Annotated in this window: 18 protein-coding genes, 1 tRNA gene and 1 pseudogene; 3 read left to right on the top strand and 17 right to left on the bottom strand. The window is 48.3% G+C overall.

Annotated features, from left to right (window positions below; translation table 11 throughout):
* Positions 1 to 303: 303 nt before the first annotated feature.
* The 11 genes and pseudogenes from PS053_RS14015 to PS053_RS13965 form a co-directional block, all read right to left on the bottom strand.
* Entirely contained in the window at positions 304 to 597 is a 294-nt protein-coding gene (locus PS053_RS14015) for a YicS family protein (protein WP_000839222.1), read from the bottom strand.
* A 221-nt stretch (positions 598 to 818) separates the two neighbouring features.
* Positions 819 to 1,721, bottom strand: coding sequence for a carboxylate/amino acid/amine transporter (locus PS053_RS14010; protein ID WP_256879241.1), 903 nt, complete (start codon positions 1,719 to 1,721; stop codon positions 819 to 821).
* A 289-nt stretch (positions 1,722 to 2,010) separates the two neighbouring features.
* Positions 2,011 to 3,195 carry a sugar efflux transporter gene (locus PS053_RS14005; protein ID WP_059225638.1) on the bottom strand — a complete coding sequence of 395 codons (1,185 nt, stop codon included), beginning with the start codon at positions 3,193 to 3,195 and terminating at the stop codon, positions 2,011 to 2,013.
* 597 nt (positions 3,196 to 3,792) lie between these two features.
* Positions 3,793 to 4,830, bottom strand: coding sequence for a virulence RhuM family protein (locus PS053_RS14000; protein ID WP_025238062.1), 1,038 nt, complete (start codon positions 4,828 to 4,830; stop codon positions 3,793 to 3,795).
* A gap of 135 nt (positions 4,831 to 4,965) precedes the next feature.
* A pseudogene (locus PS053_RS13995) lies at positions 4,966 to 5,157 on the bottom strand (phage integrase central domain-containing protein); the annotation flags it as partial.
* Positions 5,158 to 5,830: 673 nt separating this feature from the next.
* Positions 5,831 to 8,164: a primase-helicase zinc-binding domain-containing protein gene (locus PS053_RS13990; protein ID WP_006678642.1), complete on the bottom strand. Its 2,334-nt coding sequence runs from the start codon at positions 8,162 to 8,164 to the stop codon at positions 5,831 to 5,833.
* 14 nt (positions 8,165 to 8,178) lie between these two features.
* Positions 8,179 to 8,499, bottom strand: a complete 321-nt coding sequence (locus tag PS053_RS13985; protein WP_000856729.1) for a DUF5375 domain-containing protein — start codon at positions 8,497 to 8,499, stop codon at positions 8,179 to 8,181.
* Between the two features lie 135 nt (positions 8,500 to 8,634).
* Positions 8,635 to 9,090 carry a hypothetical protein gene (locus tag PS053_RS13980; RefSeq protein ID WP_000459302.1) on the bottom strand — a complete coding sequence of 152 codons (456 nt, stop codon included), beginning with the start codon at positions 9,088 to 9,090 and terminating at the stop codon, positions 8,635 to 8,637.
* The gene (locus PS053_RS13975; RefSeq protein WP_001244665.1) at positions 9,083 to 9,370 is read right to left on the bottom strand and encodes a derepression protein; all 288 of its coding nucleotides are present in this window, start codon (positions 9,368 to 9,370) and stop codon (positions 9,083 to 9,085) included. Before PS053_RS13975 ends, PS053_RS13980 begins: the two co-directional genes overlap by 8 nt.
* The gene (locus PS053_RS13970) at positions 9,363 to 9,953 is read right to left on the bottom strand and encodes a host cell division inhibitor Icd-like protein (protein ID WP_000980221.1); all 591 of its coding nucleotides are present in this window, start codon (positions 9,951 to 9,953) and stop codon (positions 9,363 to 9,365) included. The genes PS053_RS13975 and PS053_RS13970 overlap by 8 nt, the downstream gene beginning before the upstream one ends.
* Entirely contained in the window at positions 9,950 to 10,216 is a 267-nt protein-coding gene (locus tag PS053_RS13965) for a helix-turn-helix transcriptional regulator (protein WP_001149160.1), read from the bottom strand. Before PS053_RS13965 ends, PS053_RS13970 begins: the two co-directional genes overlap by 4 nt.
* 552 nt (positions 10,217 to 10,768) lie before the next feature.
* On the opposite strand from PS053_RS13965, the gene PS053_RS13960 reads away from it, so the two are divergent.
* The 3 genes from PS053_RS13960 to PS053_RS13950 all read left to right on the top strand — a co-directional run bounded on the left by PS053_RS13960 (position 10,769) and on the right by PS053_RS13950 (position 12,646).
* Positions 10,769 to 11,503 (top strand): hypothetical protein, encoded by a 735-nt coding sequence (locus tag PS053_RS13960; RefSeq protein WP_001283007.1) that lies wholly within the window; start codon positions 10,769 to 10,771, stop codon positions 11,501 to 11,503.
* Positions 11,500 to 12,000 carry an ogr/Delta-like zinc finger family protein gene (locus tag PS053_RS13955; RefSeq protein WP_000638635.1) on the top strand — a complete coding sequence of 167 codons (501 nt, stop codon included), beginning with the start codon at positions 11,500 to 11,502 and terminating at the stop codon, positions 11,998 to 12,000. Before PS053_RS13960 ends, PS053_RS13955 begins: the two co-directional genes overlap by 4 nt.
* Before the next feature lie 73 nt (positions 12,001 to 12,073).
* Positions 12,074 to 12,646, top strand: a complete 573-nt coding sequence (locus PS053_RS13950; protein ID WP_000446136.1) for a phage polarity suppression protein — start codon at positions 12,074 to 12,076, stop codon at positions 12,644 to 12,646.
* A gap of 310 nt (positions 12,647 to 12,956) precedes the next feature.
* Here the strand turns inward: PS053_RS13950 and PS053_RS13945 are convergent, their stop codons facing one another.
* From PS053_RS13945 to xanP, 6 genes are all read right to left on the bottom strand, one after another.
* Positions 12,957 to 13,379 carry a hypothetical protein gene (locus PS053_RS13945; RefSeq protein WP_000611230.1) on the bottom strand — a complete coding sequence of 141 codons (423 nt, stop codon included), beginning with the start codon at positions 13,377 to 13,379 and terminating at the stop codon, positions 12,957 to 12,959.
* Positions 13,376 to 15,247 carry a DEAD/DEAH box helicase gene (locus PS053_RS13940; protein WP_000220867.1) on the bottom strand — a complete coding sequence of 624 codons (1,872 nt, stop codon included), beginning with the start codon at positions 15,245 to 15,247 and terminating at the stop codon, positions 13,376 to 13,378. The genes PS053_RS13945 and PS053_RS13940 overlap by 4 nt, the downstream gene beginning before the upstream one ends.
* Positions 15,248 to 15,256: 9 nt before the next feature.
* Complete coding sequence (locus PS053_RS13935; RefSeq protein WP_001218984.1) at positions 15,257 to 16,420, bottom strand: tyrosine-type recombinase/integrase; 1,164 nt, start codon at positions 16,418 to 16,420, stop codon at positions 15,257 to 15,259.
* Between the two features lie 162 nt (positions 16,421 to 16,582).
* Positions 16,583 to 16,677, bottom strand: a tRNA-Sec gene (locus PS053_RS13930).
* A gap of 398 nt (positions 16,678 to 17,075) precedes the next feature.
* Positions 17,076 to 18,785 (bottom strand): AsmA family protein, encoded by a 1,710-nt coding sequence (locus PS053_RS13925; protein ID WP_256879244.1) that lies wholly within the window; start codon positions 18,783 to 18,785, stop codon positions 17,076 to 17,078.
* 120 nt (positions 18,786 to 18,905) lie between these two features.
* The gene (xanP, locus tag PS053_RS13920) at positions 18,906 to 20,297 is read right to left on the bottom strand and encodes a xanthine/proton symporter XanP (protein ID WP_002460332.1); all 1,392 of its coding nucleotides are present in this window, start codon (positions 20,295 to 20,297) and stop codon (positions 18,906 to 18,908) included.
* Between the last annotated feature and the right edge of the window lie 108 nt (positions 20,298 to 20,405).

Here is a 20,405-nt window from a genome sequence, read left to right as displayed (position 1 = left end):
ATGAACAGAGTTCACCATCTTTCCCTGGAGGGGCGATATCAAAATTCGCTCATTTTTAAACCCATTACTATACCTACTGAGTTATGAGAGAAAAATAGATAAATTTCAATTGATTGCTGGGATATGTGTAATTCGATAAATGTAATGTAAAAGGGAATGTGATCATAATCCTGATGGAAGTGTTCATTTTTACGAGGGAGGTGAAGATAATAAACGAGGGTTTACGTCTGACAGGAAAGAAAGATGAACAGGAATCAGATATAAGATCCCCGTTCTTGTCTATTTTTCAGAATAGTCACGTAATTACATATCCGGGCACTCTACTTTTCCTAGCGCTTCCCAGTAATTATTCTGATTATTTCTCTCCATTGCTACGATGGCTTCACGTATATGTTGTTGATTATTTTTATCGGATAGCATCATTTTTTCCCATGCATCGTCAGATAATGATGCCTCCGGGGTACAAAGTTTGCGTAAATCCTGCAATACGACTTTTTTTTCTTTTGCCGACTGTAGCGAACTGAACGGTGACTCCGCCTGCACAATGGTGGGGAGAATGAGGCAAATGGCGATAAAAAAGAGTGTCAGTGATTTCATGGCTTCAGCCTCTGTAGATATAGGTCGTATAAAGCGTAAGTGTAGTCAAATTCCTCCGCTATCATTAGCTTGTGCTAAACGTATCTTATGCGTTCAGCAAGAAGTGCCAGTTCAGGCCGAATACAGATGGGATGTGAAAATATTAATTATAAGCCTAACGTCAGACCCGGACGCGATGACGCAACCGGGTTGCTAACAGGCGATGATATCGTACCAGACGCCTATATTTTTTTGGTGCGACGGCGGGAGTCCATTGAAATCAATATCACTGATGAAAGAATCAACAGCGTTCCCAACCAGTCCGGTAGGGTAAACGTGATGCCGAGTAACAATAAAGAGAGTAGTGCACTGCTTAGCGGTTCTGCACAACTCAATATACTGGCCTTCGGCCCGCCAATTAACTGTGCACCTTTCAGATACAGACTAAACGTCAGCGATGTGCCGATGACGACGAGATAGAAAAATGCCAGGATTAAGCTGCCGTTAACCACAAAGTTTGTTCCTTGCCTGGCATAAAAAGGGAGCAGGATAAGACCACCAATCAACATACTCCAGCCGACGATGGGCAGCGTACCGTAGCGAGAAATGAGCGTAGAGGGGTAAGTGGTGTAGAACGCAGCAGCAAAAGCCGAGGCGATTCCCCAGAAGAGTGCTGCGGGAGAAATCGAGAGTGAGGTGGGATTTCCGTGAGTCACCAGCAAAAAAGTACCGATAAGCGACGTCATGATCGCGGCGAATACCAGAATTCCTGGGCGCGATTTACGAACCAGCGAGAACCACGCCACAATAATTGTTGGCGAGAGGAACTGTAGTACCGTTGCCGTAGCCGCATTTGATTTTTCTATGGTTAGTAAGAAGGTCAGTTGTACTGTCAGCGCACCAAGCACGGAAAAAATCAGCAAGCTGATGGCGTCTTTATGATTTTTTACTATCGAGAAGACTTTATCGCCGTGAAAAAATGAGAGCGTCAGCAGAATAAAGCCAGCAAATATCAGACGTGTCATTGTCAGAAACTGCGACGACATCTGGCTTTGTTCCATGATGTATTGTGCGCAGACACCGGAACTCCCCCATAATACGGCGGCAATCAAAACGTTCAGCATCCCCTTTCTGGTGGAACCCATTTTTCCCCTCTGCATTCAATTTTGTCGTTTATGTTTACGAACATAATAGCAAAATTGACGACTATGGCCCGGCGTTGTCTCCGTTGTATCAATCTCATTTCTGGCTACGCCAGTTCTGGCGAATCCTGAAAATAGCAACAGTTGTCATGATCATAGAAGTAAAGGAAATCATGATAACGCGCAAAAAGAGAATGGTGTTGTAGTGGCTGCAATTATTAATGCATATCTATATGAGGAAGGGCGCGCTGTCAGTGTTGATGACGGAGCATCTTGTTTTAGTTTTAAACAGTTAAGCGTCTTTAATAAACAGCAGACATATCATTGCGATGCTCAGCATACCTATCGCCAGCCAGAACAAGGAATGATAACTCCAGATTTCGACCATGATACCGTCGAGTGAACCGGCTATTATCCAGCCCACGCGTGAGGTGTTGGCATATAGTGTAGTGGCGAAGCCAATTTTTTCGGGTATCAGGTCCTGAAAGTAAAGCATACCAATACCGCAGAGAATACCCAGGAATATTGCATTGAGTATTTGTAATTCCAGCTCTACGGTAGGGGTCGTTGCCATCAATACACTGGCATAAAAACAGATACCGCTTACGATGGCAATCAGCATTAAAAAACGCTTTCCAATGCGTTTTATAAAGTAACCCGCAATGAGCATTGCCGGAATTTCCAGCCCGGCGGCAATGCCGATCATTTCACCAGCTAATCTGTCGGTGAAATGTAATTCATCAATAATAAATAACGGCATATTGATAATGTAAAGATTATTAGCACCCCACATCATTGTACAAACCACGAAAAGTAACCAGGTATCTCGTCGGCTGTGAGAGGTCGTGGACATATCTACGGGGCGGGTCGTGGCAGGAATGCTTTTCTGTATTGATGGTAGAAAGAGCCAGACTATCAGGCCGCAGAGAACAAATGCGATGGCCGCAGTGAGATACATCACCTTAAAGCTAAATCCCATTGCCAGTTCATAGGCGAGTGGTGGGCCAATGACCCAGGCGAGAGATATCTGGGCACGCAAAAAAGTACTGAACATCACCGTTTCACGGCCGTTCATATCGGCGTGTTCACGGGCGAGAGCAAACATTTGTGGATTAGCAGTGGACGCAAAACTACTCAACAATATGCCTGTAGATAACAGGATGAAATAATTACGATTCCATGCGAAAAGGGTACAGGCCATCACGCCAAACAGGCAGCATAACAGAATTAATAATTTTCGGTTGCCTTGCTTATCGGAGTGTCTGGCTAAAAACTGACTTACCAGAATCCCCATAATCGCATTGCCGGTAAAAAAGAATCCAACCATAATTGGTCGGGCCTTTAATTCATCCGCGAGGAATATACTGAGTGTTGGTGTTTGTAGCGCTCCAGCAATCCCTGTAAGAAAAGCAACAATTAAAAATGCTGCTGCCGTAATGTCTAATATCTTTGAAGGCGTTGTGGCCGTTTTTTGCATGCTTGTGTATCACTGCAATAAAGGAATTGCGGGAAATTCCGCATTTCAATAAGTCGTAAACCTAATTAAGGGCCTGTTAAGTATGCTGACGCTAGCGGAATCCATACTACCGCAACCCAAAATAATCAGCAATTAAGATTATTGCAAAAATAAGAATGATATAAAGTGAATATGTTTAAGAATATTTGATACAGATGCTACATATATTGCTATATGCTGTGTATATTAATAATTTAAATGGCGATTTTTGATGATGAAATAACAATCAGGTTGTCAGTGGTTATTTTCTTATATAGATAATATGAAATCTTACTAGTAGGAATAACCAATTTGGTACTTGGTTGGAGAGACCTGTCGCCTTTATAGTCATCAACGGTTAGAATGCTTTGATAAAACCGATTGAATCGCGAGCAGAAGAAAGTGTACCGTTTTAACGGTATAGCAAGGGATTGATAAATACCAGCAGAGGCATTTGGGCGATTACAGGAGTCGCATTTGATTTTTAACTCATTGATTTTAAGTTTATGCTGGATAAATGAGTAACCCCCATAAGCCCCCCCAAATGATTTTGCGTGTGGAGTTTGAGGGCATTCTGAGTTACTTTTTAGCCTCTTTTTTCCACTGTAGCAAAGCGGCAATATCCTTTTCGCCTTCGGCTTCTTTTAAGCGCCGTTGTTGTTCAGCAAACTGACTATATTCCGCCTGCGCTTTTTCATCGGCCATTTTCTTGCTGACTTTACCTGCGCCCTGCAGAACCTCGCGGTCGTTAAATTGCAGAAACTGATCCAGCTTATCCTGCCAGTCGCGCAAAAAGACCTGCTGACGACGACGGGCCTGATCCTCGGCAAAGTCCAGCCACATATTAACCACGCGATTAAGTTCGCTGACTTCATCCTGGGTGAGATAATTTTTTGCCACCGTCACGTCGCCCTTACGCACCTCTTCACCTTTATAACTGGTCAAACCCATGTGCGGCTGGCTGGCATTGGCACGCTTGTGGATGAGTTCAGCAGCGGTATGCCCGGTACAGGCAAAATGCAGCTTGTTCTGGATGGTTTGAAAAAACTGCGTGGTCTCTTTTAGCGATGGCTGATAGTCGGCAGCTAACGCAAAGATCTCCCGCACCCGCAAATAAACCCGACGCTCGCTGGCGCGAATATCGCGGATGCGTTCGAGCATCTCATCAAAATAGTCGGGCACAACCGATGAACCGACAGGTGGATTTTTCAGCCGCTCATCGTCCATCACAAAACCTTTGATCAGGTATTCCTGAAGCGTCTGGGTGGCCCACTGGCGGAATTGCGTGCCGCGAGGCGAGCGAACACGATAGCCAACGGCGAGAATGACGGGCAGGCTGTAGTGAAGCATATTGCGGCTTACCTGACGATTTCCTTCCTGTTGAACTTGTAAGTAAGACTTACAGGTTGCATTTTGTTCAAGTTCGCCTTCTTCGTAGATAGCTTTAATGTGTTGCGTAATGGCCTGGGGAGTAACCTGATAAAGGTTAGCAATAGTTGCCTGGGGCAACCAGAGTGTTTCTTGCTCAAAGCGGCATTCAACGCGTACCTCACCGTCATCGCTGGCAAACATAACAAATTCGCCTGCCGGGGACTGGGTTAAGTCTTTGTCTGACATGTCGCCTCCGTTTAAATAAAATCCGTAATGCTATAACCCACGTAGTATGCCAGAGAACTGTATATGAACAGTGTTATTTTGCTGATAACGCTGACGGAAAGTGCTTCGCCACGATATCATTCATCTTCTCCACCAGAAGACTTCGTTACAACGCTGGCGAACTTTGCACATTTTTTCTAAAGCGCTGCGTTTTTCAAGGCGACGAAGAATCCCAAGCCAGTCCATCGGCTTTATATCGACAATAGGACGTCTTCCCGTATAAGGATCTTTCTCAAAGGTGTCGATGATTTCATCATGATAGCGTAATGACCACCGATCGGCTTTTGATGAATCCATCCTCCTGGGGGGATTTCCGCCAGTAACCAACCTGATACCCCTAATGCCCTCCCGAAAACAACTTGATATGGGTTGAAGTTGGGTGACCTCAGGATACAAAGAAAGCCTGATATATAAGGGATTAGACGGGGTTTTGTTGACATCGGGAGAGTTCAGAAGAGGAACTTTGGCGGAAGATCACAGGAGTCAAAATTGCCATATAACCATTTGATTCAAATCGTTTATATTTTTCTATTATAATTCATTTATACACATCCTTATACATATAATATCTATCGATTAATTTTTACACGTATCTTCACGCATGTTAACTCAGGAAAAAAATTTTTTTTCGAAAGAACTGTTCACACTGTTCACCTTTCTGTTTTCTCCTTTTATTTCAGAGTGATAGGTGGTGAATAATGGGTGAAGGGTGAACATTCGATTCTTCACCTCCGGCATTCTGCCGGTGTGACTCATACCGGTGATTAATCCCCCGAACTGAAATCACACAGGGAGAAAAAAGTTTTTTTTTGATTTGATTGTTCACACTGTTCACCTTTCATTTTTCTCTTTAAATTTCAGTGTGATAACGGGTGAATATACGGTGAAGGGTGAACAGTGGATTGTTCACCTTCGGGGAATTCAGGGATAAAAAAAGACCGGCAGATGCCGGTCAGGTGGGTCAGGCTGTCGCAGGGTCGTCACATTTTGGCAGCCAGTCGCCGTAGCTTTCCTCTTTCAGCGTCAGGTTGGTCTGTATCCCCTGTTTGGTATGGCGCTTCTCGTAATTCAGTCCGTATTCCTTCAGCATCACCGGCAGCCCCAGCCCGAACATTTTCAGACTGAGTACATTCCGGTAGCCGTTTGCCTCCATGTAGGCCAGATAGGCGTGATAGAGGTATTTACGGTAATTACGCGGGATGATACTGGCGTTCCCCATATACATGCCGCTGGTCTGCGGCAGGGTTTCCAGATAGCCGATAAAATCAAACGTCGGGTCGGCATCCCGTTTGATGTTCAGTGCCTCGTCTGAGTTCTGCTGGGACTGAAGCAGTGACCGGGCGAGCATCGGGTCGCTGAACTTCTGCATCAGGTGACGCACGATGACCGCCAGCTCGCGGGTGATTTTGTCCTTAAGCTGCGGGTCGCGCTCCTGCGGGGCTATCTGTTCCGGGAAGTGAATAATCACCCGCCGGCGTGACACGCCGCCGCTGCGGTCGGTGAAGCGCATCGGGTTATTGTTCACGGCCAGAATCACCGCCGGGATATGCGTGGAGTACGCATCCCGGTATTTCGGGTCCACGGACACCGCATCGCCGCCGGTGATGGCCTTGAGTCCGGCACCGTCGCCGCTCCATTTTTCCTGGTCCGGCAGGCGTATCAGTGAGAAGCCAGTTAACGCGGCACGTTCACGCGGGGATTCCAGCGTCTCAATGGTGGCCGACGTGGCGTTATCCTCCCCGGCCAGCAGGGTGGCTATTTCGGCCATGATACTTTTGCCGCTGCCGCCGGGACCGGTCACCTCCAGAAAGAGCTGCCAGTCGTAGCGGTTTGCCAGCACCATAAACAGTGCGGCCAGAATCACGTCGCGTTTTTCCGCACGGCCACCGGCGGCACGGTCAAGCCAGCGCCAGAACGCGGGGGCGTGGGTCTCCAGCGTTTCACCGTCCACCGGCGGGGTGAAATCCACATCGCACAGGGTGCGCATCCAGTGTAACGGACTGTGCGGGTGGAACGTGCCGTTCTGCGTGTCGAGCACGCCGTTACGAAAGCCAATCAGGCGGCGGGAGGGGGCTTCCTGCTGTGGAATAATCAGCTTCAGGGTGTCCACCACGGAGGCCACCTTCCCGGAGGAGAACGGCGCGCGCAGACGCTGAAACAGCCCGGCCACATCCCGGGCAAAGTCCTGTGGCGGCAGCACCTTCCAGACACCATTTTCATAGCGGGACAGAAGCTGGCCGTTGGCATCGACCGCGAGCGCCTCACCGTAATGCTCATAGATACGCATGGCCTTTTCGCTGGTACTCATGGCGGAAAACTCTGCTTCGCTCATGGTGTCGAACGGGCTTTCAGCCGGTGGCCGGATGGCATCGTAAATGGCCTTACGGGTGGCCTCCCCGCCGTACTGCGTGAAGGCATCATTCCAGTCACCGAAGACCGGCGGCAGGGCAACAACGCCCTCACACGCATCTGCGGCTGCGGCGGCTTTTTTCTGGCCGTCACCGCTGAGGTCACGGTCTGCGGCAAGGACAATCTGACAGGCCGGATGCTTCTGCCGGGCAAGGCTGGCCAGAGAAAGGAGGTTCACGGAAGAAAGCGCCACCATCACCGTTTCACCGGTCAGGTGATGCACGGTAAGTGCGGTCGCGTATCCCTCCGCTATCCACAGACGTTTTCCGGCCTGATTCTGTCCTTCAAGGGTGTGACAGGTGCCCCTGACCTGTCCGCCTTTCAGGGTGCGCTTACGGCCGTCAGCACTGATTAACTGAAGGTTAACCAGTTCGCCGCTGTCGTCATACAGTGGCACCACAAGGTCACCGGCACGCCAGCTCACGCCACCGGCTCTGTGTGTGCCGGTCAGCATCCGGCATTCCCGGCCGGGAAAGCCCTTGCGGGTCAGGTAGGCGTTACCGGTTCCGGGACGGGTTTTTGCCATCAGGGTTTGTGCCAGTGCGGCAGCGTTCTTCCGGGCAGCTTCTGTTTCAGCAACGGCGGCAGCCGTCACTGCCGGGTCAGCCGGGGGCAGGCTGCCGGTCACGGCAGCCACCTTTGCGGCCGCGTCGGACGGGGAGACACCAAACACCTTTTCAACCAGTTTCAGGCCGTCACCGGCACCACACTGATTGCAGTACCAGGTGCCGCGCCCCTCCCTGTCATCAAAACGGAAGCGGTCACTCCCGCCACAGACCGGACAGGGCTGATGACGGTTTTTCAGCACCTGAATCCCCAGCGCCGGGAGAATACGCGGCCAGTGGCCGAGCGCATGGCTGACGGTGGCGGTTACGTTCATTTTCATGGTGTTGTTCTCCTTCAGTGCAGTACCGGCGCTTTTATGTGACGGGCACAGAGTTCATCCATCACAACCAGCCCGAGAAAGGACAGCGACGGCGCGGCCTTCAGGGGGCCGGATTCCATTAAATCTTCCAGCAGGGCACAGGCTATCTGACGCCCTTTTTCCTCACCGTGCTGGCGCAGATAAAAGCCTTCCAGCTCAGCGGCGATGGCCGCCTCCAGTGACTCAAGGGTGAGATGCGGGTAGCGGTGCTGACGTTCGCACACGGTCAGCCAGGCACAGGCGACAGCGCGACGGTAAAGGGCAGCGCGTAAGACGGGCGGTAAGGGTGTTTTCATTTGCTTTCCTCCCTGTGACAGATGACTGCATTCCGTGCCGGTTGCATTAACTGATAAGGCATATCTGCGTCTCCTGAAGACGTGCGTATCCCTGCGCGAATACGCACATTTAATTTTTCGGGTGTCGTTTTTTAATTACAGATAATTGCGGTAACTGTTATCCGGGGTGGTTTCCGGGTCAGGCTCCGTGCGGGGAATTTCCCGCCATTCCCGCGCTACCGGTGCTGCCCGGCTGACCGGAACAGTGTCCTGCGGGTAAATATCCAGATATTTCTCCCGCCATTTCTGTAATTCCGGGTCTCCGGCCATTTCTTTCAGTACCGCATGCCGGTTTACGGGGCTGCGTTTAAACAGGTCAGGACGGTCACAGGTAAATTCCCGCAGAAAACGCCCCAGCGGGATGTCTGTGGTGCGCCCGTCGGCGAGGATACGCACAAGGATACTGAATTTACGGCGGTACGGATTCCAGACAATGTCCGGGCAGCGGTACGGCATTTCCCACGGAATACCGTCTTCCAGAATGCCGACCACGGCCACATCGGGAAAACCGGCAGAACGGTAAATCTCACCGGGCTGGGGAAAATCAAACATGCGTCCTGTCTCCCCGGTCTTTCTGCTGGGCGAGAAAATCGCGGCACAGGCCTTTGGCTTTCAGCTCATTCAGCACAAAATCAATATCTTCATTCAGGTAGCTGAAAATATGCGGAATGTAGAGCTGATGCAGGCCGGAGAGTTCACGGTGAATCAAATCACCCCCAACAAACTGGGATACGGCGCTGGCGCGGTTGAGCTTATGGTAAGCCTCAATGCTGAGGTGTTCACGGGCGTCATGACGCGCTGAGACGGTCTGAGGGGCTTTTTTATTACGCATGGGACACCTCCACCACCGGCAGACGGGCAGCAAGGGAGAGCACATAGTCACGGACAAGGGAACGGCGGGCGCTGCGTTCATCACCGGCGACGGTGCGAAGCATACAGATACGGGGATGACGGTCTGCGCGACGGACAGCCGCAAACACAAAGACAAATTCAGGGTGTGAGGGGGTAAGGGTCGTAGCCATAAGGCAACCTCCGATAACAGCGTAAATGACGCTATCGCCGGAGTTCTCACGCTCGATGGCGATAGCCCAGACGGGGGTGAGAATACCGGCGTTATCGGAAACCGGCCAGCCCGGAGGCTGCCCCGCCTGAGCTACCATTGACTCAGTGGCATAACATGCGATTGCGAACAGGATCATACCTGCACGGCAAACCACACGCCACACCATAATCTGGTGCTCTGTGGCGTTGATTGCGACACAAAAAAAGACGCATGGCGCGTCATATGTCGCCGATAACATACTCGGGTTCTCACGCCCGGCTGCCGATTTTGCGGCAGCGGAAAAACTATATCCGCAAATGCCGGAAAAAGGCAAGCCAGAAAAAGGGAGTTTTTGCAGAGCGGGCATCATCATGCGTCGTACCCCCGTTTGCGTCCGGCAATGCGTCCGGCCATCCATGCGGTGACTTCAGAGTGCAGCCAGGCCACATTTTTACCGCCAAGACTCACCTGCGGCGGAAATTCCCCCTTACGGATGAGTTCATAGATGGTCGAGCGTGACAGGCCGCACAGGTGCATCACTTCCGGCAGACGTAAAAAACGCTCCTGCGTGATGTCCGGCAGCGGCATCAGTGGCGTCACAGGGGCGGGAGACGGGGAAGAAAAAACAGCTTGCATCGGGCTACCTCGTTAATGTCCATACAGCACCGGATAAGTCCGTCCGGCTTCGGGTAGCGCTTTATTTTGTGAATATTTTTGGCAGACGCAACAGGGGGGATTTGTTCCGGCAGCCTTACAATGACTGTGTGTTTTTTGTTCATTCCCACTTAAAGTCATTTAAAGCCACTTAAAGCAATTCGTAATTTTTATAGTGAAATACAAATCGTTTCTTCTTATTCATTCACAGCGAATTAATAAAAACAAACAGTAGTAAACAGCACAAAAAGTCCATGAGCGGGTGAACAGTGGTGAACAGACGGTGAACAGTCATTACTGCGATTGTTCACCATTTAACTTACTGTATTACTTATCTTTTTTCTTATGGTGAACAGAGGTGAACAGTAAAATATAAAAAAACAAACAGTAAGCCGGTTTTTCCTGCGACCTTTTCCTGGCTTGCCGGTCTGAGGATGAGTCTCCTGTGTCAGGACTGGCACATCTGCAATGCGTCGTGTTGTTGTCCGGTGTACGTCACAATTTTCTTAATCTGAAGTGACGAGGAGCCGGAAAATGTCTGACAACACCATCCCTGAATATCTGCAACCCGCACTGGCACAACTGGAAAAGGCCAGAGCCGCTCATCTTGAGAACGCCCGACTGATGGATGAGACCGTCAAGGCCATTGAACGGGCAGAGCAGGAAAAAAATGCGCTGGCGCAGGCCGACGGAAATGACGCTGATGACTGGCGCACAGCCTTTCGTGCAGCCGGTGGTGTCCTGAGCGACGAGCTGAAACAGCGCCACATTGAGCGCGTGGCACGCCGGGAGCTGGTACAGGAATATGACAATCTGGCCGTGGTGCTGAATTTTGAACGTGAACGCCTGAAAGGGGCGTGTGACAGCACGGCCACCGCCTACCGGAAGGCACATCATCACCTGCTGAGTCTGTATGCAGAGCATGAGCTGGAACACGCCCTGAATGAAACCTGTGAGGCGCTTGTCCGGGCAATGCATCTGAGCATTCTGGTACAGGAAAATCCGCTCGCCAACACCACCGGCCATCAGGGCTACGTCGCACCGGAAAAGGCTGTCATGCAGCAGGTGAAATCATCGCTGGAACAGAAAATAAAACAGATGCAAATCAGCCTCACCGGTGAGCCGGTTCTCCGGCTGACCGGACTGTCAGCGGCAACACTCCCGCACATGGATTATGAGGTGGCAGGCACACCGGCACAGCGCAAGGTGTGGCAGGACAAAATAGACCAGCAGGGAGCAGAGCTTAAGGCCAGAGGACTGCTGTCATGATTTACTGCCCGTCGTGTGGACATGTTGCTCACACCCGTCGCGCACATTTCATGGACGATGGCACCAAGATAATGATTGCACAGTGCCGGAATATTTATTGCTCTGCGACATTTGAAGCGAGTGAAAGCTTTTTCTCTGACAGTAAAGATTCAGGAATGGAATACATTTCAGGCAAACAGAGATACCGCGATTCACTGACGTCAGCCTCCGGCAGTATGAAACGCCCGAAAAGAATGCTTGTTACCGGATATTGTTGTCGGAGATGTAAAGGCCTTGCACTGTCAAGAACATCGAGGCGTCTGTCTCAGGAAGTCACCGAGCGTTTTTATGTGTGCACGGATCCGGGCTGTGGTCTGGTGTTTAAAACGCTTCAGACCATCAACCGTTTCATTGTCCGCCCGGTCACGCCGGACGAACTGGCAGAAAGCCTGCATGAAAAACAGGAACTGCCGCCAGTACGCTTAAAAACACAATCATATTCGCTGCGTCTGGAATGAGGGCTGCCGGTTAACACCGGCCGTCGCCGCACACCGTATTTTTATTCTTCAGCATGATGAGAAAGAGATAACGATGGAAAGCACAGCCTTACAGCAGGCCTTTGACACCTGTCAGAATAACAAAGCAGCATGGCTGCAACGCAAAAATGAGCTGGCAGCGGCCGAACAGGAATATCTGCGGCTTCTGTCAGGAGAAGGCAGAAACGTCAGTCGCCTGGACGAATTACGCAATATTATCGAAGTCAGAAAATGGCAGGTGAATCAGGCCGCTGGTCGTTATATTCGTTCGCATGAAGCCGTTCAGCACATCAGCATCCGCGACCGGCTGAATGATTTTATGCAGCAGCACGGCACAGCACTGGCGGCGGCACTGGCACCGGAGCTGATGGGCTACAGTGAGCTGACGGCCATTGCCCGAAACTGTGCCATACAGCGTGCCACAGATGCCCTGCGTGAAGCCCTTCTGTCCTGGCTTGCGAAGGGTGAAAAAATTAATTATTCCGTACAGGATAGCGACATTTTAACGGCCATCGGATTCAGGCCTGACGCGGCTTCGGTGGATGACAGCCGTGAAAAATTCACCCCTGCGCAGAACATGATTTTTTCGCGTAAAAGTGCGCAACTGGCATCACGTCAGTCTGTGTAAAATTCCCCGAAAATCCGCCCGTTTTTACTGAAAAAAGCCATGCATCGATAAGGTGCATGGCTTTGCATGCGTTTCCCTGCCTCATTTTCTGCAAACCGCGCCATTCCCGGCGCGGTCTGAGCGTGTCAGTGCAACTGCATTAAAACCGCCCCGCAAAGCGGGCGGGCGAGGCGGGGAAAGCACTGCGCGCCAGTGTATATTTATATTATTCATAATGTGGAGGTAAAACGGTTTTTATAGATTACATTGAGTTTGGATATATTTGCATTGAAAAAAAGGCACCAAATGGTGCCTTCAGTGAAATTATAACTTAGCTAACAAGCTTTAGCCTTGGAGGTAAGGAGTAACTTGCATCAATAGGTATATTTTCTAAAATTGTCTGATAGACCTCGTCTCTTTTCTGATATGGAAGTTCAGAAAGTTGATTTATTATATATTTCTTCAGTGCGTCATTTCTGTCCCACTGGGTATGATAACGTCCATTGTTTAGCTTTTGTTCTATTTTTATAAGTGATTTATTCTCGTCATAAATATAACGCATAGAAATAAATGTTTCATCATCATCAATTTTTTCGGAGTAATCCATGATGAAATAAATAAGACAATTGACCTTGTATGTTTCAATTTTTTTATATTCTTTTTCAAATATAGCGGTCACAAGTTCATCAGGTTGAACTCCCTTGACTGAACAAAAGGCAGCTAAATTTTTCAAAATTTGAGCTACATTAATCATTTTAACATCCTCGACACTTCAGCTAAGATCTCAGGTATTGAATTAATTGAGTTCTGTAAAGTTTGGTTGTCTCGATCTTTTACAGGACCAAACTGTCTATACAATTTACCCAAAATGAATTTTACAATAATAGCATCATTTGCATCGGTTGTCTGTAGATTCCTAAGATGTGGTGAAAAAATAGGTTGCAGTTCTTGTCCTTTCTCATCGAGGCCATTTATTATCAGAAGGTTAGAAGCCTCTTCTTTAATCTTAGCGGTTAAGATCTCTCTCATTTTTTTACGAGCAAGATGCGGCCTTTTTTCTACTAGATCTTGATCTATTTCTCCAGCAGCTTTCCTAGATTCTTGTTCAATTAAGTCTCTTTTAAACAATTTCAGAGTGTCATCAGGTAACGTTAATCCTGCATCAAGACTTGCCTTCCTGAATATTTCTAATTGTTCATCAACTTTTTTGTTTATTTCAGCTCTTTTTTCTTCGAATAAAGAGTTAAAATCAACATCTTCTAAATAAGAATCTTGATCACTGACGTAAGCCCCATCACTTGCGACACCAGCCAAAAAGTTTTCTCTTTCTCTATAATAATCATCAGTAAATGTATATTCTCGATTGATGGTTCTTTTGGCTCTATCTACTTCGCTCTGGAATTTTTCCCACATTGGATTTAATCCAATTTCTTCATGAAAAATCACAATTCCATTATTATCTATTTCAAATGCAGTAATCTCGTTTTCAGGAATCGCACGTAGAATTCTGCCAACAACTTGAGCAAATGCATTAAGGCTCCTGTAAGGTCTGAAGATTGCCAAAATGCTTAAATACTTATGGTCATAGCCCTCCATTAACATATTTACCGATATAACAACATCGGCGTTATGATTTTCAATGTTAAGGAAAGCGTCTGCTTTTACTTCATCATCCATTTCACTATGAATTATAACTACACGTAGACCTTTTGCTTCATACCATTTAGCTAGATCTTCGGCATGAGTAATGCTACATCCTACAGCGAGAATTTTATGTGGGACTTTAGGTGATGCTTCTTTAAGTATATTTAGTTTTAAAATACTATGCTCAATCACATCATTTGAACACTCCGGAGATAGGGCAATGCTTTTTTCAATCCATTCTTTATCTTTAAATTCTAAAATATCTTCTTTAGTTAGTTTTTTGTTAGGTATATCTGGAGTTGTGAAGTACAACTCATGAGCATTAACAGTTTCTTTTCTTAACCATTTTACATATTTTGCTCTCATCACTTCTGACAATGGTGTTTCATGAATTATTTCTCCCGGGATTTCTTGAGCATCACCACGATAAGGGGTTCCTGTGACATGTAAAACTTTTGCTTTAGAGAAATATTTAAGAGCATCACGCCAGCTTTGGGCTGGTGCATGATGTGCTTCATCAACGATAATAAAATCAAAGAAATCTTCTGGAACTCTATTAATTAGTGCGCTTTTTCTATTTCCAGATATACGTTGTATATTAGAAAATATAATGTGGCTTTGTTCTAAGTGTTCAGAAGATATATCTGGTGTATATTCACTAACTACAGGAATATCTTTACTGCTGAAGACAATGTCATAATTTATCCAAAAGTTATCTTCTAATACTTCTTGTGTCTTTCTAATACTATCTTTGGTAACAAGACCTGGTGTAATAATCAAAACTCTTTTTTGAGATACACCGTATGGTGCAATAGAAATTAACCCACTTTTACCTGTGCCTGTAGGTAGAATCACAAGAGCTTCACGGTGCTCAGGGTCGCTGAAAAACTCCCTTATTTTTATATAGGCCTCGATTTGAGGAGTTCTTAACTTTCTGTTTCCTTCGATATTTACTGCTGTGTTAGTAAAATAAGTCATATTTTCTCCTTACATTAAAAAATCAGCATACCACTGAAGCATTTCTTTCCGTTGTAAGAGGTACTGTGCATGGTTGTAAGTGCCTCTTATGCTGTTTTTATCAACATGTGCTAGTTGTAGCTCTATCCAATTGCTGTTATAGCCTTTCTCATGCAAGATTGTCGATAAACTATGTCTAAAACCGTGTCCTGTAACTCTTCCTTTATACCCGAGGAGTTCAATTACTTGATTTACACTTTCCTTACTGATAGGTTTTCTGCGGTTGTTCCTTCCTATGAAGATGTATGGGTAGTGTCCTGTAATTGGTTTTAGTTGGTTGAAAAGATCGATTACCTGCGTTGACAAAGGGACAAGGTGAGGACGACGCATTTTCATACGTTCTGCAGGTATTTCCCATATCCCTTTTTCTAAATCAACTTCTTCCCAAGTGGCAAAGCGCATTTCCTGTGTTCTTACACCTGTAAGCATCACAATCTTGGTCGCATTTTTAGTGATGATACTGCCCGTGTAAGCTTCAAGATCTCTGACGAAGTAAGGTAATTCTTCTGCAGTGAGAAAAGGATGATGTTTTTGCTTTGGAGCGGCTAACGCTATAGCTAAATCAGGTGCCGGGTTGTATTCAGCGCGGCCAGTGATGATCGCGTAACGAAACACTTCTCCGCATCTTTGTCGTACTTTTCTTGTTTTCTCCAATGCCCCACGTTTTTCTATACGCTTAAGTACTTCAAGCAACTCTAGCGGTTTAATTTCAGATATTGGTCGTTTACCAATAAAAGGAAAAACATCATGTTCAAACGTCCTAATGATTTCTTCGCGATAGGCAACTGTCCAGCGGTCTGCTTTTGCTGCATACCATTCTCTGCTAACGGCCTCAAAAGAGTTTTCAGTTGATAATTTCTGAGCAAGTTTCTGAGCCTTACGTTCTTCTACTGGGTCAATGCCGTTTGCAACCTGTTTACGTGCCGTATCGCGTTTCTCACGTGCTTCCGCGAGGCTTACAAGATCATAACTACCAAATGACATTAGCCGCGCTTTGCCTGCAAAACGAAAACGGAAGCGCCATCCCTTTGAGCCGTCTGGGTTGATGAGTAATGACAAGCCTTGCCCATCATTCAATGTATATGGTTTGTCTTGTGGTTTTGCGCGTTTGATTTGTATATCGGTTAGAGCCATATGTATAACTAAAAACTGCGTATAAAAATTCTATACACATTACTATACATATTTTTCGCGGATTCAGGGAGACGTTCTCGGACTATTACGGATAAGATGATTATTCATCATATTGAATATAAAGGGTTTTATGGAGTATCTCGGAACTGGCTGGATGAGGTTTGGCGGAAGATCACAGGAGTCGAACCTGCCCGGGACCGCTGGCGGCCCCAACTGGATTTGAAGTCCAGCCGCCTCACCGGAGACGACGATCTTCCGCGCCTCGATTGCTACATGGAGGCGGGGCGCATTATAGCTACTTCCTTGCCTTATCACATCCCCCATCACACTTTTTTCAGACTTGTTTTGCTTTGCTATGATCTATTTCACATAAATATCCATTAAATCAATGTGTTGTACTTCTTCGCTGTACGAGCATAGAAAACAAGAAATGTCAGTTAATAACAAAAAACACATTCTCAAGAATGGGTCACACAGCAAGTCAGAGTATCAGTCGACCTGACGGGAGCGGGGAAAGCGAAGAACTGGGCACAATATTGCGAAAGTAAACGGCGAAAGCTGAAGGTGGGCAAGGGAATGAACTGGCAATGATGCTGTAATGTATGGAGAAATGCCGGGTACGAAGAGTCTGTGTCGCACCCGGCAAGATTGATTTTTACTGCGCTGGCTCCGTTGACGTGACTTCACCGCTGGAAACCACACCAGCATTCATGGTTTGAGTCACTTGCTGCTTTTCAGCATTCACGGCATGAAGCTGTCCGTTTACTGTAGGTTTTAGCGGCGCATCGGCCTGAATATCGCCGCTGGCAGTGAGTTGGATATTACCATCGCCGGTAATGGGTAACTCTGGCCAGCCCCACTGCTGCAGAATATTTACCGGCACACCGCGTCCGTTCAGGCTGATATGGGTTTGACGCTGCGGCGTTTGCGAAACGCTGGCAGTGGCTTCCAGGATGCCTTTCTCGGTAAACGCGCTAAGTTCGCTGATATTCACCGTGCTGCTGTTGGCAGCCAGCGCCAGAGACGGACGACGCACGTCAACGCGATTGAACGTCGCAGCGGCGGCATTCAGATTTGCCGAGCCACTCCAGACGCCCCATTTATGATCGGCAACCAGCGTCAGATTCGCGCCATAACCATCGAGCGCGGTGAGCTGCCACGGGAAGTCTGGATCGATATCAATGATCAGGTTGCGGCTGGCGCTGAATTTTTTCAGTTGCAGAGTATTTAGCCAGCCAGGCGTCGTTTCCATCCACAACTGCTGCCAGTTTTTCGGCAGGGTATATTCCAGTCCAACAATTGCCAGATCATCAAGGGTCAGCGTTTTCCCGTCGCGTTGCCAGTTGCCTGACGTCCTGACCATGCCTCCTTCCCAGCGACTGGTGAACTGACGCAACGCCACGCCCTGCGGAGAAAACTCCGCATTTATGATCGGGTCAAATAAATGCAGCGAACCGTAAATAAACTCGCTGGCATTCATCGACAGCTTACCTTCTTGCGCCTGCCAGTCATCTTTACTGAAAGTCATGTTGCGCAAGCTGAGATCGAAGTCAGTCACAGCCCAGTCCGGGCCTTGCAGACGAGCGTCGATGACTTCCAGACGACCAATCTGCAATGACGGAACAGAGCGCAATGGCGCAAAGAAGTCGATAAGCGAGTTTTCGCTTTGTAGACGGATATCCGCCAGGCGCAGATTTTCCACCTGCCAGCTCCCGTCGGCATTACGCTGTGCATTTCCGGTTAATGTACCGCGAGCGATGTCGGCGCCCAGATTAGTCAGTGTAACGCGATCGTTATCAATACTGCCTTCAATTAGCACATTGGTGGCAGGAACATCATTAAGCGACAGTGAACCGGCGCTAAACTGAATTTGTGCTTTTGTACCAAGGGCTTTACCGGCCTCTGGCAACCACGGAATGACGCCGCCATTTACTTGCTGCGCGCTAAGCTTCCATTCGCCATTGGGGCTATTGAGTACCATATCGCGTAGTTGCAGGCGATCGGCTTTGAACGGTAGCGGCGCCGTCTCGTTGGTGAGATTCAGTGTCCCGTTTTCCAGCAAGATGGTATCGACATGGCGTGGTTCGGTCAGTTGTCGACTACTTAAGGCGATATCGATACTTTTTGCCACCAGAGTTGCGGGGCGACCGTCGCGACCGAACGTGACGTTCTTCAGTACGATATGAGACGGCGCGGAAAATCGGTGATCCATCGCATCGAAGGCCAGATGATAGCCGCTATTCTCAGAAACCCATGCACTGACATGTTCCGCCCCCCAGCGAGTTTGCAGGAGAAAATAGAGGCCAGCGATCACCACGAATAACGTGATGAGAATATAGAGAACCAGCTTCCCAATAAATTTCATGGTCTTCCATCCCGTGAAATGCACATAAGGGAGTTATGCACGATTTACGCGCATTCCTCAAGACGGGAATAGTGAAAGAGAGTGGCTGCAGCGGTAAAGAAGTTTACCGCCGCGAGTGGGTTACTGTTTTTCCGGTGGAAAAATCAGGTTCAATACAATGGCTGTGATGCCGCCAGCGGCAATCCCGGAAGAGAGCAGGTTTTTCAGCCAGTCAGGGGCAAACTGTAAAATCAGCGGTTGCTGGGAAACGCCCAGACCGACCGCCAGCGACAGCGCAATAATCAGTATTGCCCGACGGTTTAACGGTTCCCGGGAGACGATACGCACGCCAGAGGCGGCGATGGTGCCAAACATCACAAGCGTAGCACCGCCCAGAACAGGTTCTGGAATATGTTGCACAAAACCGCTCACTGCCGGGAACAGGCCCAGCACGATTAACATCAGCGCCACGACAAAGCCAACGTAGCGGCTGGCAACACCGGTTAACTGGATCACACCGTTGTTTTGCCCGAAACAGGAGTTCGGGAAAGTGTTAAATACTGCCGACACAAATGAGTTCAGGCCATTTGCCAGCACGCCGCCTTTCAGGCGTTTCATGTACAACGGACCGGAAACCGGCTGTTCAGAAACGTCAGAGGTAGCGGTGATGTCGCCAATCGTTTCCAGCGAGGTAATCATAAAGACCAGCATCAGCGGCAGCAGCAGGCTCCACTCAATGCCAAGGCCATAATAAAGCGGTGTTGGCACCATAATCAGTTCTTGCGCCATCGGTTCGTTGCTCTCTGGCAACATGCCCATGAACCACGCCAGCGCATAACCTGCCGCCATAGCAATCACCAGCGAGGCGACGCGCAGATACGGGTTGCGTTGACGGTTAAGCAGGATGATTAAAACTAATACCACGCCCGCCAGCAGCAGATTTTTTGGCGCACCGAAGGTGTTATCGCTCATGGCTGCATAGCCGCCGCCAATGGACGTTAGCCCTACCTGAATCAGCGAGAGGCCGATAATCATCACCACAACGCCAGAAACCAGCGGTGTAATAATGCGGCGCGCCAGGTGCAGAACGCGGGAGATAATCATCTCGGTACAGCTTGCCAGCATTAGCGTGCCGAACAGCGCCGCCATCATTGTCGGAACATCGGCACCACCGGTCTTTAGTGCTGTTCCGCCCATAATCAGCGGCGCAACAAAGTTGAAGCTGGTGCCCTGAATTGACAGCAGTCCTGAACCGACAGGTCCCCAGGCTTTAATCTGAATAATCGATGCCACACCAGAGGCAAACAGCGACATACTAATAATGTGTTGTGTGTCCTGTGCTGGTAAACCTAATGCCTGGCAAATTAACAGTGCTGGCGTGATCACCGCGACAAACATTGCCAGCAGGTGCTGACAGGCGGCAAATAAGGTTTGAGGAAGCGGCGGACGATCTTCAAGACGATAAATCAGTTCGCTGTTTTGAGTCTGCGCAACCGGTTGCGCATTTTCGGACTCGAGGGTGGAAACAGACATCGAAAACAATCCCGTGGTAGCAAAGCGGGCATTTTAGCTGACCGAAAGATAAAAGCAAACGTTTGCCAGGTGTTCTTCTAAATATTTAAATGTGATAAATGTACTTTT

The sequence above is a fragment of the Escherichia albertii genome, from assembly GCF_028622335.1.
GTDB classification, from domain to species: domain Bacteria; phylum Pseudomonadota; class Gammaproteobacteria; order Enterobacterales; family Enterobacteriaceae; genus Escherichia; species Escherichia albertii.
Note: the sequence above shows the minus strand (reverse complement) of the source record. Positions and strands in the feature narration are given on the sequence as shown.

Coding starts and splice junctions, on each gene's coding strand:
- PS053_RS14015 (WP_000839222.1), bottom strand. CDS start 597: ATGAAATCACTGACACTCTTTTTTATCGCCATTTGCCTCATTCTCCCC.
- PS053_RS14010 (WP_256879241.1), bottom strand. CDS start 1,721: ATGGGTTCCACCAGAAAGGGGATGCTGAACGTTTTGATTGCCGCCGTA.
- PS053_RS14005 (WP_059225638.1), bottom strand. CDS start 3,195: ATGCAAAAAACGGCCACAACGCCTTCAAAGATATTAGACATTACGGCA.
- PS053_RS14000 (WP_025238062.1), bottom strand. CDS start 4,830: ATGTCAGACAAAGACTTAACCCAGTCCCCGGCAGGCGAATTTGTTATG.
- PS053_RS13990 (WP_006678642.1), bottom strand. CDS start 8,164: ATGAAAATGAACGTAACCGCCACCGTCAGCCATGCGCTCGGCCACTGG.
- PS053_RS13985 (WP_000856729.1), bottom strand. CDS start 8,499: ATGAAAACACCCTTACCGCCCGTCTTACGCGCTGCCCTTTACCGTCGC.
- PS053_RS13980 (WP_000459302.1), bottom strand. CDS start 9,090: ATGTTTGATTTTCCCCAGCCCGGTGAGATTTACCGTTCTGCCGGTTTT.
- PS053_RS13975 (WP_001244665.1), bottom strand. CDS start 9,370: ATGCGTAATAAAAAAGCCCCTCAGACCGTCTCAGCGCGTCATGACGCC.
- PS053_RS13970 (WP_000980221.1), bottom strand. CDS start 9,953: ATGATGATGCCCGCTCTGCAAAAACTCCCTTTTTCTGGCTTGCCTTTT.
- PS053_RS13965 (WP_001149160.1), bottom strand. CDS start 10,216: ATGCAAGCTGTTTTTTCTTCCCCGTCTCCCGCCCCTGTGACGCCACTG.
- PS053_RS13960 (WP_001283007.1), top strand. CDS start 10,769: ATGTCTGACAACACCATCCCTGAATATCTGCAACCCGCACTGGCACAA.
- PS053_RS13955 (WP_000638635.1), top strand. CDS start 11,500: ATGATTTACTGCCCGTCGTGTGGACATGTTGCTCACACCCGTCGCGCA.
- PS053_RS13950 (WP_000446136.1), top strand. CDS start 12,074: ATGGAAAGCACAGCCTTACAGCAGGCCTTTGACACCTGTCAGAATAAC.
- PS053_RS13945 (WP_000611230.1), bottom strand. CDS start 13,379: ATGATTAATGTAGCTCAAATTTTGAAAAATTTAGCTGCCTTTTGTTCA.
- PS053_RS13940 (WP_000220867.1), bottom strand. CDS start 15,247: ATGACTTATTTTACTAACACAGCAGTAAATATCGAAGGAAACAGAAAG.
- PS053_RS13935 (WP_001218984.1), bottom strand. CDS start 16,420: ATGGCTCTAACCGATATACAAATCAAACGCGCAAAACCACAAGACAAA.
- PS053_RS13925 (WP_256879244.1), bottom strand. CDS start 18,785: ATGAAATTTATTGGGAAGCTGGTTCTCTATATTCTCATCACGTTATTC.
- xanP (WP_002460332.1), bottom strand. CDS start 20,297: ATGTCTGTTTCCACCCTCGAGTCCGAAAATGCGCAACCGGTTGCGCAG.